Genomic DNA, 10,598 nt, shown 5'->3' with positions numbered 1-10,598 from the left:
GTCCAGCCTAGGTCGGTCGGCCGACCGACCCCTCAGATCCCGGTCAGGTGGTACCACCGGCTCACGTTGCCGGCCCGGTCCTTCACCTGGAACCACCGGATCCAGCCGCTGTCCCAGGACACGATGTCGGTGCCCCAGCGCACGGTCTTGTTGCTCCGCCGCGAGCTCCCGTAGGTGACGGTCGCCAGCCCGGTGCCCTGGTCGGAGGCGTGGATGTGCACCACCCAGCCCCAGCGGGCGTTGCTCCACGCCGCGGTGACCCGCTTGAGCTTCGGCGCGGCGGAGTCCAGCACGATCTGGTCCTTCGCGCGGCCGGCCGACGCCGCACCCGGGAACCGGACCCAGACCGTCTTCGGCACCTTGCTGGACCGCTTGTCCAGCGTCCACAGGTAGCGGCAGCTCGTCACGAGCGCCTTGGTGTCGGCGCGCTTGAACTTCGCGTCGTTCGAGATCGTCACCGCGGTCGCCCCGACGGGTGCGCGGATCGTGAGGACGGTGTACGGGTCGCGCGCGTAGTGCGCACCCTTGTCGATCTTCACGGCCGGCCGGCCGCGGCAGGTCTTCACCGGCGGCTCGGTCCCGCCTGGGATGGTGACCGGCTCGCTGCTCGCGGGGCCGCTGGCGCCGACGTCGTTGAGGGCGGTCACCACGCAGCTGATCTCCGTGCCCGCGTCGGCGTCGCTGACGACGTACGTCGAGTCGGTCGCGCCGTCGATCGTGACCCCGTCGCGCTGCCAGACGCGGGTGAAGGCGAACGGCGCACCGGTCCACTCGCCGTCGCTGCAGGTGAGCTCGAAGCCGACGTCGGCGGTCCCGGTGATGACCGGCACGGCGGTGTTGACCGGCGCACCCGGGTCGCCCGGCGTCTGGGCGTCGGCCATCCAGCGGGTGGTGCCCTCGACGGTCCAGCGCTGCACCCGGCCGTTGCCGGTGTCGGCAATCCAGTAGTTCCCGCCGAGCACCGGGGCGCCGAGCGTGATCGAGCGCGCGTGGTCGAGGTGGCCCTTCCCGGAGCCGGGGTCCGGCGGGTGCCCGAGGGTCCGGTAGAAGCCGTAGTCCTGGGTCGCGTTGTAGAAGTAGATGGCGTTGTTGGCGGCGTCGAGCACGCCGAGCTGGCCCTTGGTGTCCGCGATGAGCCCGGAGATCAGCGGGCCGGCGAACCCCGGCCCGCGCTGCACGTGCACGGTGCGGACCGGGTCGGCGCCGGTGCGCAGCGAGCGCAGGTTGTAGACCTGCACGACCCGGGAGTCCGGCACCCCGACGTAGAGCCGGGCGGGGACGCCGTCGAACGCCGGCGCGAGGGCCACCCCGCGCGGGTAGTCGTTCCCGGGCAGGCCCACCTGCGCCTCGAGGTTGCCGGCGAGGTCGTAGACCTCCACGTCGGCCCGGCAGCGGGCCGCGACGTAGACCCGGTCGGAGGTGACCGCGAGGCCGCCGTACCGCGCCGGGTCGTGCGCGTGGTCGACCGGGCAGTTCCCTCCCGGGTCGTGCGCGAACTGGGTCAGCGGGGTCCCGTCGGGTGCGACCTGCGACACGGTCTCGCCGTCGTCGACCCACACGTTGCCGTCGGCGTCGACGGCGAGCCCGTCGACCGGCCCGCTGCTGCTGAGGGCGAGCGACCCGTCGGGGTTGCCGTCGGCGTCGAGGCGGAGCAGCTTGCCGCCGGAGGCGAAGCCGACGTACGACGTCCCGTCGGTCCCGACGGCGATCGCGATCGGCCGTCCGGAGCTGACGGCGCCGGCAGGAGGAGGGGACAGCACAGCGAGGGCGGCGGCGACCAACGTCGCCGCGACCCCCCACCTGAGCGCATGCCGCAGCGCACCCCCCACCTCTCCAGGGTATTCGCCGATGCAAGGCGGCGCGGCCTGAATGACTAGACTCGAGCGGGCTCGATCGAGCCCTCAACTCCACCGAACGGACGTCGTACCGCCATGCCCACCACCGCCCGCACCGACCTGCGCAACGTCGCGATCGTCGCCCACGTCGACCACGGCAAGACCACCCTGGTCGACGCGATGCTCCGCCAGGCCGGCGCGTTCACCGCCCACCAGGCCGAGAGCGTCGCCGAGCGGGTCATGGACTCGGGCGACCTCGAGCGCGAGAAGGGCATCACGATCCTCGCGAAGAACACCGCGGTGCACTACGCGGGTCCGGCGGCCGAGGGCAAGCCGATGACGATCAACATCATCGACACCCCGGGCCACGCCGACTTCGGTGGCGAGGTCGAGCGCGGCCTGTCGATGGTCGACGGCATCGTGCTGCTGGTCGACGCCTCGGAGGGCCCGCTGCCGCAGACCCGGTTCGTGCTGCGCAAGGCGCTGAACGCCGACATGCCGGTGATCCTCGTCGTCAACAAGACCGACCGCGGCGACGCCCGGATCGCCGAGGTCGTCGACGAGACCTACGAGCTGTTCATGGACCTGCTCGACGAGAGCCACAGCCAGGACGCGCTGGACTTCCCGGTCGTCTACGCCTCCGGCCGCGCGGGGGTCGCGGGGCTGGAGATGCCCGAGAACGGCGCGCTGCCCGACTCCCCCGACCTCGAGCCGCTGTTCAAGACGATCCTCGAGACGATCCCGGCGCCGACGTACACCGAGGGCGCCCCGCTGCAGGCCCACGTCACCAACCTCGACTCCTCGCCGTTCCTCGGCCGGCTCGCGCTGGTGCGCGTCCACGAGGGCACGCTGCGCAAGGGCCAGCAGGTCGCGTGGATGAAGCGCGACGGGTCGGTCAAGAACGTGAAGATCACCGAGCTCCTCGTCACCGAGGGCCTCGAGCGCAAGCCCGGCGAGTCCGCCGGCCCCGGCGACATCGTCGCGATCGCGGGCATCCCGGAGATCACCATCGGCGAGACCCTCGCCGACCCGGAGCAGCCGGTCGCGCTCCCGCTCATCCACGTCGACGAGCCGGCGATCTCGATGACCATCGGCACCAACACCTCGCCGCTGGTCGGTCGGGTGAAGGGCTCGAAGGTCACTGCGCGCCTGGTCAAGGACCGCCTGGACTCCGAGCTGGTCGGCAACGTGTCGCTGAAGATCCTCCCGACCGAGCGCCCCGACGCCTGGGAGGTGCAGGGCCGCGGTGAGCTGGCGCTGGCGATCCTGGTCGAGCAGATGCGCCGCGAGGGCTTCGAGCTGACCGTCGGCAAGCCGCAGGTGGTCACCAAGGAGATCGACGGCAAGCTGCACGAGCCGACCGAGCGGCTGACGATCGACGCGCCGGAGGAGTACCTCGGCGCGATCACCGAGCTGCTCGCCTCCCGCAAGGGCCGGATGGAGCAGATGACCAACCACGGCACCGGCTGGGTGCGGATGGAGTTCCTGGTCCCGGCGCGCGGCCTGATCGGGTTCCGCACCGAGTTCCTCACCGACACCCGCGGCACCGGCATCGCCCACCACATCTCCGAGGGCTACGAGCCCTGGGCCGGCGAGATCCGCTCGCGCAACAACGGCTCGCTGGTGGCCGACCGGTCGGGTGCGGCCACGGCGTACGCGATGACCTCGGTGCAGGAGCGCGGCATCATGTTCGTCGACCCGGCCACCGAGGTCTACGAGGGCATGATCGTCGGCGAGAACTCCCGCGCCGACGACATGGACGTCAACATCACCAAGGAGAAGCAGCAGACCAACATCCGGTCCGCCACCTCCGACAACTTCGAGAAGCTGATCCCGCCGCGCAAGCTCTCGCTCGAGCAGTGCCTGGAGTTCTGCCGCGACGACGAGTGCGTCGAGGTCACCCCGGAGCAGGTCCGGATCCGCAAGGTGGTCCTCGACCAGAACGAGCGCGCCAAGATCGCCGCCCGGGCCCGCAAGTCCCGCTGACCCGCTCCCTGCTCGCCTCTGGAACGTCATGCGAGCTGGCTGCCTCGGCGACCGGGCTGGATGACGTCCGGCGCCGGCGGGCGGGGGAGTTTCATCGGCCGGCCGATGGAGCAACCACCTCGTACGACGCAACCCCGCAGGTGACCCGGACGTCATCCGACCCGGCGCCCCGAGCAACCACCTCGTATGACGCAACCCAGCCCCGGGTACCGGCCACCCCATGAAGGAGTTCACGAAGGGCGACCGGGTCACCTGGCAGAGCCACGGCGGGACCGCCGAGGGCGTGGTGGAGAAGGAGATCACCTCCGACACCAAGGCCGCGGGGCGCACGGTCAGGGCGTCGAAGGACGAGCCGCAGTACCTCGTCAAGAGCGACGAGAGCGGCGGCGAGGCGGTCCACAAGCCGTCCGCGCTCACCCGGAGCACCAAGAAGGGCTAGCCAGCCCCTCACCCGCAATCGGTGAGGCACCGCCGTCGGAAGCGGGCGACACTGCCCCCGTGACCGTCCCCGTACGACGGCTGCCCGAGGACGCGGCGGCCGCACTGACCGCGGTCGACCTCGTGGTCGGCGTCGTCGCGGTGACCGCCGCCGCGGCGACCGCGACCGCGCGAACCCTCCGCGTCGACGGGCTGATCGCCCGCGGCGCCCGGCCGTTCCTCCGCGCCGGCGCCGCGGCCCGCACCCGCATCGTCCGCGAGGTCGACACCTACGCGCCCGGCCTGGTCACCCTCGCCGTGGGGCGGTACGTCGACCTCGACGGCCTCGTCGCGACGGTCGACCTCGACGCGGTGGCTGCCAAGCTCGACGTCGACGCCGTCATCGACCGGGTCGACCTCAACGAGGTCGCCACCAGGCTCGACGTGGAGGCGGTCATCGACCGGGTCGACCTCAACGAGGTCGCCAAGCGCATCGACATCGAGCTCATCCTCGACCGGCTCGACCTCACCTCGACCGTCACCAGCCGGGTCGACCTCAAGACCATCGTCGACTCGGTGCTCGCGCAGATGGACCTGGCCGGGCTGGTCGAGGAGGTCATGGACGAGATCGACCTGCCGGAGATCATCCGCGGCTCGACCGGGACGATGGCCTCCGACACGGTCCAGGTCGTGCGCATGCAGGGCGTGAACGCCGACGAGGCGGTCGCCCGGATCGTCGACCGGGTCCTGCTGCGCCGCAACCGGGCGCGGCCCGCGCCGGGCGGGGCCGGGTGAGCATGACCGAGCACGCACCCGAGCCGACAGCCGAGCCGACCGCCGAGCCGACCGCCGAGCCGACCGCCGAGCCGACCGCCGAGCCGACCGCCGAGCCAGCGCCCGAGCACCCGCGCGAGCACGCGCACGAGCTCTCCGCGATCCCCCGGGAGGCCCGCGCCTTCCAGGGCAACCGCGCCGGCATCGTGACCCGCGGGGCGGCGGCCACCATCGACGGCCTGCTCATCGGGGCCGCTCTGCTCGGCATCTACCTCGGGTACGCCGGCCTGCTGTTCCTCCTCGACCCGCGCTCGTTCGCGTTCCCGGACCCCACCTTCTTGCGCAGCGTGATACTGGGCGGCTTCCTGATGGGCTTCTACACGACGGTCACCTGGGCGGTCACCGGCCGGACCTACGGCAACCTCCTGCTCGGGCTGCGGGTCACCGGCAGCCGCGGCGGCGACGTCGGCTGGCTCCGCGCGGCCCTGCGCTCGGCCTTCTACGTGTTCTTCCCGATCGGCCTGATGTGGGTGGCGATCAACCGTGGCAACCGGTCGGTGCAGGACCTCGTGCTCGGCACGGCCGTGGTCTACGACTGGCAGCCGCGGGCGCACCGGTATCGTCCCGAACCGTGACGACCTCCCAGCAGCCGACCTACGACCAGCTCGCCGTCCTGCCGGCCTACTCCGAGCAGCCGGTGCCGATCGCGTTCGAGGACGTCAACGGCCACCTCAACGTGCGCCACTACACCGGGATCGCGAGCGAGGGCCTCGACGAGTCGATCGTCGAGCTCGGCATCCCGCAGAACTGGCCGGCCGCCGGGCACGCCTGCTTCTCCGCCGAGCACCACCTCAACTACTTCGCCGAGCTCCGCACCGGCGATCAGATGTCGACCCGGGTGCTGCTCCTCGGCCGCTCCGAGCGCGCCGCCCACGCGGTGGTCTACCTGCTCGACGACACGCACCAGCGGCTCAGCTACGTGATGGAGGAGATCTTCCTCCACATCGACATGAGCACCCGTCGTACCGCGCCCTGGCCCGAGGACGTCGCGGCCAACCTCGACCGCCGGATCGCCGAGGACGCCGCCCTGCCCTGGACGCCGGTGACCTCGGGCTGCCTGGCGCTGCGCTGAGCGCGGGCGGAGCCGGCCCGTGCGCCTCGACGTCCAGCTCCACGCCCGCCCCGACGCCGCGGCCGCCCGCGCGGTCGAGCTCGCCGGCACCGGTGTCGCCGGGCTGTTCACCTTCGAGGGGCCGCACGACGTCTTCCTGCCGCTCGCGGTCGCGAGCCAGGCGGTCGAGACCGACCTGATGACCAACGTCGCGATCGCGATCCCGCGCAGCCCGATGCACCTCGCGCACACGGCGTACGACCTGCAGCTGCTCGCGAAGGGCCGGTTCCGGCTCGGGCTGGGGTCGCAGGTGCGGCCGCACATCGAGCACCGGTACGGCGCCACCTGGGACCGCCCCGCGGCCCGGATGCGCGAGGCGGTGCTGGCGGTCAAGGCGATCCTGGGCGCGTGGCAGGACGGCAGCCGGCTCGACTTCCGCGGTGAGTTCACGCGGCACACGCTGATGCCGCCGACGTTCGTCCCCGGCCCGAACCCGTACGGCGTCCCGCCGGTCTACCTGGGCGCCCTCGGTCCGCTGATGACCCGGACCGCGGCCGAGGTCGCCGACGGGCTGCTGGTGATGCCGTTCCACAGCCACCGGCACTTCCGCGAGCGGACCCTGCCGGCGGTCGACGCCGGCCTCGAGGCGGCCGGCCGCACCCGGGCGGACCTCACGATCCAGCCGCAGGCGATCGTCGCGATGGGCCGCACCGACGAGGAGCTCGCCGCCGCCAGCGTCGGGGTCCGAGGGCTGCTCGCGTTCTACGGCTCCACCCCGGCGTACCGCCCCGTCCTCGAGGTCGAGGGCTGGGCCGACGTGCAGCCGGAGCTCAACCGGCTCTCCAAGCAGGGCGACTGGGCGGCGATGTTCGAGCTGGTCACCGACGAGATGCTCGAGACCCTCGCCGTCCGGGGGACTCCGGAGGAGTGCGCCGCGGAGATCCAGCGCCGGTTCGGCGACGTCGCCGACCGGGTCTGCGCCTACTTCCCCGGGTACGACGTCCCGCTGGACCAGGTGCGCGACCTGGCCGCCGCGCTGGCCTGACGCCCGTCCCCGTCCGCCCGCCCGCCCGTTCGCTCGCTGGGATAGTCCCTGACGTTTCGGCCCTCAGGACCGCGCCGGAAGGGCGAAAAGGTCAGGGACTATCCCGATGTCGACCCAGACACACGGCCAGAGCACCGCTCAGCGAGCCCGGCGCACCTGCGGACTCGTGGCGGAGATGGCGACACCGGCGAACCCGGCGACGAGCAGCACCACGGTCGCCTTCGAGAGGTACTCCGGCAGCAGCATCGAGAACGGGGCGATCACCACGTGCGCGATCAGCGCGACCGGCACCCACACCGGGGTGGTCCGGGCCCGCAGCAGCGCGGCCGCCAGCAGCAGCTCGCCGAGGTAGAGCCCGACGATCCACACGTAGAGGAACACCGCCAGCCCGGTCTCGGAGGCGAGCTGGTCGATGCCCTGGGACTTGATCGTGTCGGTCCGGACGAGGGCCCGGAAGAAGACCATCAGCATCGAGAACCCGGCCGTGCCCACGAACCCGATCTCGAGCACCACCGCGGCGATCAGGCCCAGGGTCCAGCCCCGCCGTTGCACGAGCGTGAGGATGGCGGGCAGGCCGAGCGTGAGGCAGATCGAGGCGATGAAGAGGATCGCGGCCGCGGCCATCCACAGGCCGCCGTCCTGCTGCACGGTCCGCAGCGAGTCGGCCGCGTCGTCGGACTGGGGCAGCAGGAAGCCACCGAGGCCCAGCGCCAGCGCCCCGGTGAGCAGCAGTGCCGCCGAGACCGGCACCCAGTCCATCCGCACGAGCGAACAGTAGGCCCTGCGGCCCCGCTTCGCCGCAGGAACTCCCCAGGCCGCTGGGATGGTCCGCGACCTGGGGTCTGGAGCAGCCTCAGCCGACGATCTCGGCCAGCCGGTGCACCTGGTCGACGTCCGCGTCCGTCGGGATCAGCTGCACCTCGTCGGCGCCCAGGTCCGCGACCTGCTCGAGCACCTCCCGCAGCTGCGCGGGCGTGCCCGCGAACCCGGCCGTCGCGGCGAGCAGGTCGACGAAGTCGGCCGGGATCCAGTTCATGTAGTGCCGCAGGTGCCGGTGCATCTGCTCGCGCGCCGAGCCGTCGCCGTCGTCGAGGGCGAACCAGAACGACGTGGTCAGCCGCGGCGCCGGCCGCCCGGCCTCGCGCCAGGCGTCCCGGGTGAGCGCGAAGACCTGCTCCATGTCGGCGAGCCCGACGTCCAGGGACATGCCCGCGAGCCCGTCGGCCCACGCGGCCGCGGCCCGGATGGTGCGCGGCCCGAGGGTGCCGACGAGCAGCTCGGGGCCACCCGGCTGCACCGGCGGCGGTCCCACCGGCCGTACGGCGTCGCCGACCCGCTCGCCCGCCCAGACCTCCCGCATCGCAGCGACCCGCGAGGCCAGGCCGGCGATGGTCCGGGTCCCGAGGTCGGCGTCCGCGACCTGGTAGTCCTCCTCGCGCCCGCCCACGCCCAGCCCGACGGTCAGCCGGCCGCCGGAGAGCCGGTCGCCGGTCGCGAGCGCCTTGGCCAGCGGCACCGGGGCGTGCAGCTGCGGCACCACCACGGTCGTCACCAGCCGCACCCGCGAGGTCCAGGCGGCGGCCGCGCCGAGCAGGGTGAGGGTCTCGGGGTTGTCGAAGGCCATCCGCTCGCCGAAGCACAACGAGGACCACGGCCCCTCGTCCACGGCCCGTGACCACCGCTCGAGGGTGTCGTCCGCCGACCACAGGTCCGGCTCCATCACCGGCAACGTCATGCCAACGTCCACGTGCCTAGTCTGGCGGGCATGCAGGCCCCGGCGGACCAGATCAGGGACGAGAGCACCGGCACGACCGCGCGGGCGCGGTCCCAGACCCTCGGCGACCTGCCCCGTCGTACGGCGCGCCGGGTGCCCGACAAGCTCGCGATCGTCGACGGCCCCACCCGGCTGACCTTCGCCGAGCTCGACGCGGTGGTCGACGCGACGGCCGCCGCCCTCGCCGACGCCGGTCTGGCGCCCGGTGACCGGCTGGCGCTGCTGTGCCACAACTCGTGGCAGTTCGCGGTCCTGGACTTCGCGTGCGCCCGCGCGGGCGTGGTGCTGGTGCCGGTCAACTTCATGCTCGGCGGCGAGGAGGTCGCGTTCATCCTCGACCACAGCGGCGCCCGGGCGTTCGTCGTCGAGGACGCGCTGGTCCCCGTCGCCGAGCGGGCGCTGGCGGCCTCGGCCGGCACGGTCGAGCGGTGCGCCGTCGTACGCCTCGCCGGGCCCGGCAGCGACGTCCCCGACGGCTGGGTCGACCTCCAGGAGTGGCTCGAGCACGACGGCACCCCGCCGGACGTGGTGCTCGGCGACGACGACCCGGTGCGGATGATGTTCACCTCCGGCACCGAGTCGCGGCCCAAGGGCGCGCTGCTGAGCAGCCGCAGCCTGCTGTGGCAGTACGTCTCCTGCGCCATCGACGGCTCGATGAGCGCCGACGACGTCGAGCTGCACACGCTGCCGCTCTACCACTGCGCGCAGCTGGACTGCTTCCTCGGCGTCGACGTCTACCTCGGCGCGACCAGCGTGATCCTGCCCGGCCCGGACCCGGCGGCGATCCTGCGAGCGATCGAGGAGCACCGGGTCACCAAGTTCTTCGCGCCGCCGACGGTGTGGATCGGGTTGCTGCGCCACCCGGACTTCGACAACGCCGACCTCTCGAGCCTGCGCAAGGGCTACTACGGCGCCTCCCCGATGCCGGTGGAGGTGCTCCGCGAGATCCAGCGCCGGCTGCCCGAGGTCGCGCTGTGGAACTTCTACGGCCAGACCGAGATGGCGCCGCTGGCCACGATCCTCGGGCCCGAGGAGCAGCTGGAGTACGCCGGCTCGGCCGGCCGGGCCGCGCTCAACGTCGAGACCCGCGTGGTCGACGACGCCGACCAGCCGGTCCCGCCCGGCACCGTCGGCGAGATCGTGCACCGCTCGCCGCACGCGACGCTCGGCTACTACCGCGACGAGGCGAAGACCGCGGAGGCGTTCCGGCACGGGTGGTTCCACTCCGGCGACCTGGGCTACCTCGACGAGGACGGCCGGCTCTACGTCGTCGACCGCAAGAAGGACATGATCAAGACCGGCGGTGAGAACGTCGCCAGCCGGGAGGTCGAGGAGGCGATCTACACCCTCGACGGGGTCGCCGAGGTCGCGGTGTTCGGGATCAGCCACCCGGTCTGGGTCGAGGCGGTGACCGCGGTCGTCGTCCCCAAGCCCGGCACCACCCTCACCTCCGAGGAGGTCGTCGCCCACTGCCGCACGGTCCTGGCCGGCTACAAGACGCCCAAGTACGTCGTCGTCGCCGACGCCCTGCCCAAGAACCCGAGCGGCAAGATCCTCAAGCGGTCCCTCCGCGAGGAGCACCGCGACCTGGCCGCCGGCGAGCGGTGACCGGCCCTCCGGGTCCCGACCCCCGGGCCTGCGCCCATCCGGGGCGGG

The 10,598-nt window shown here is 72.6% G+C and carries 10 protein-coding genes; 7 read left to right on the top strand and 3 right to left on the bottom strand.

What is annotated here, in order from left to right; translation table 11 throughout:
• Positions 1 to 32: 32 nt before the first annotated feature.
• Positions 33 to 1,829: a hypothetical protein gene (locus ACILQ5_RS07460; RefSeq protein ID WP_395657346.1), complete on the bottom strand. Its 1,797-nt coding sequence runs from the start codon at positions 1,827 to 1,829 to the stop codon at positions 33 to 35.
• 102 nt (positions 1,830 to 1,931) lie between these two features.
• On the opposite strand from ACILQ5_RS07460, the gene typA reads away from it, so the two are divergent.
• The 6 genes from typA (at position 1,932) to ACILQ5_RS07430 (ending at position 7,168) form a co-directional block, all read left to right on the top strand.
• Positions 1,932 to 3,821 (top strand): translational GTPase TypA, encoded by a 1,890-nt coding sequence (typA, locus tag ACILQ5_RS07455; RefSeq protein ID WP_395657345.1) that lies wholly within the window; start codon positions 1,932 to 1,934, stop codon positions 3,819 to 3,821.
• Positions 3,822 to 4,041: 220 nt separating this feature from the next.
• Complete coding sequence (locus ACILQ5_RS07450) at positions 4,042 to 4,260, top strand: DUF2945 domain-containing protein (protein ID WP_395657344.1); 219 nt, start codon at positions 4,042 to 4,044, stop codon at positions 4,258 to 4,260.
• Between the two features lie 59 nt (positions 4,261 to 4,319).
• Positions 4,320 to 5,033: a hypothetical protein gene (locus tag ACILQ5_RS07445; protein ID WP_395657343.1), complete on the top strand. Its 714-nt coding sequence runs from the start codon at positions 4,320 to 4,322 to the stop codon at positions 5,031 to 5,033.
• A 2-nt stretch (positions 5,034 to 5,035) separates the two neighbouring features.
• Entirely contained in the window at positions 5,036 to 5,647 is a 612-nt protein-coding gene (locus ACILQ5_RS07440; protein ID WP_395657342.1) for an RDD family protein, read from the top strand.
• Positions 5,644 to 6,144, top strand: coding sequence for a thioesterase family protein (locus ACILQ5_RS07435; protein ID WP_395657341.1), 501 nt, complete (start codon positions 5,644 to 5,646; stop codon positions 6,142 to 6,144). The genes ACILQ5_RS07440 and ACILQ5_RS07435 overlap by 4 nt, the downstream gene beginning before the upstream one ends.
• A 19-nt stretch (positions 6,145 to 6,163) precedes the next feature.
• Positions 6,164 to 7,168, top strand: a complete 1,005-nt coding sequence (locus ACILQ5_RS07430) for a TIGR03617 family F420-dependent LLM class oxidoreductase (RefSeq protein ID WP_395657340.1) — start codon at positions 6,164 to 6,166, stop codon at positions 7,166 to 7,168.
• A 138-nt stretch (positions 7,169 to 7,306) separates the two neighbouring features.
• On the opposite strand, the gene ACILQ5_RS07425 is transcribed toward ACILQ5_RS07430, so the two are convergent.
• Together ACILQ5_RS07425 and ACILQ5_RS07420 are read right to left on the bottom strand one after the other, a co-directional pair.
• On the bottom strand, positions 7,307 to 7,933 hold the full coding sequence (locus ACILQ5_RS07425) for a hypothetical protein (RefSeq protein WP_395657339.1): 627 nt from the start codon (positions 7,931 to 7,933) through the stop codon (positions 7,307 to 7,309).
• An 88-nt stretch (positions 7,934 to 8,021) separates the two neighbouring features.
• Entirely contained in the window at positions 8,022 to 8,915 is an 894-nt protein-coding gene (locus ACILQ5_RS07420) for an LLM class flavin-dependent oxidoreductase (protein WP_395657338.1), read from the bottom strand.
• 18 nt (positions 8,916 to 8,933) lie between these two features.
• Here ACILQ5_RS07420 and ACILQ5_RS07415 point away from each other — a divergent pair, with 18 nt between their 5' ends.
• Positions 8,934 to 10,550 (top strand): acyl-CoA synthetase, encoded by a 1,617-nt coding sequence (locus ACILQ5_RS07415; RefSeq protein WP_395657337.1) that lies wholly within the window; start codon positions 8,934 to 8,936, stop codon positions 10,548 to 10,550.
• The last annotated feature ends 48 nt before the right edge of the window (positions 10,551 to 10,598 follow it).

Source organism: Nocardioides sp. (genome assembly GCF_044226305.1).
Classification (GTDB): Bacteria; Actinomycetota; Actinomycetes; order Propionibacteriales; family Nocardioidaceae; genus Nocardioides.
This window is presented reverse-complemented; position numbering and strand designations above follow the sequence as displayed.

Bases quoted from the DNA above. Each gene is read 5' to 3' on its own strand.
- ACILQ5_RS07440 (WP_395657342.1), top strand. From the start codon at position 5,036: ATGACCGAGCACGCACCCGAGCCGACAGCCGAGCCGACCGCCGAGCCG.
- ACILQ5_RS07415 (WP_395657337.1), top strand. From the start codon at position 8,934: ATGCAGGCCCCGGCGGACCAGATCAGGGACGAGAGCACCGGCACGACC.
- typA (WP_395657345.1), top strand. From the start codon at position 1,932: ATGCCCACCACCGCCCGCACCGACCTGCGCAACGTCGCGATCGTCGCC.
- ACILQ5_RS07450 (WP_395657344.1), top strand. From the start codon at position 4,042: ATGAAGGAGTTCACGAAGGGCGACCGGGTCACCTGGCAGAGCCACGGC.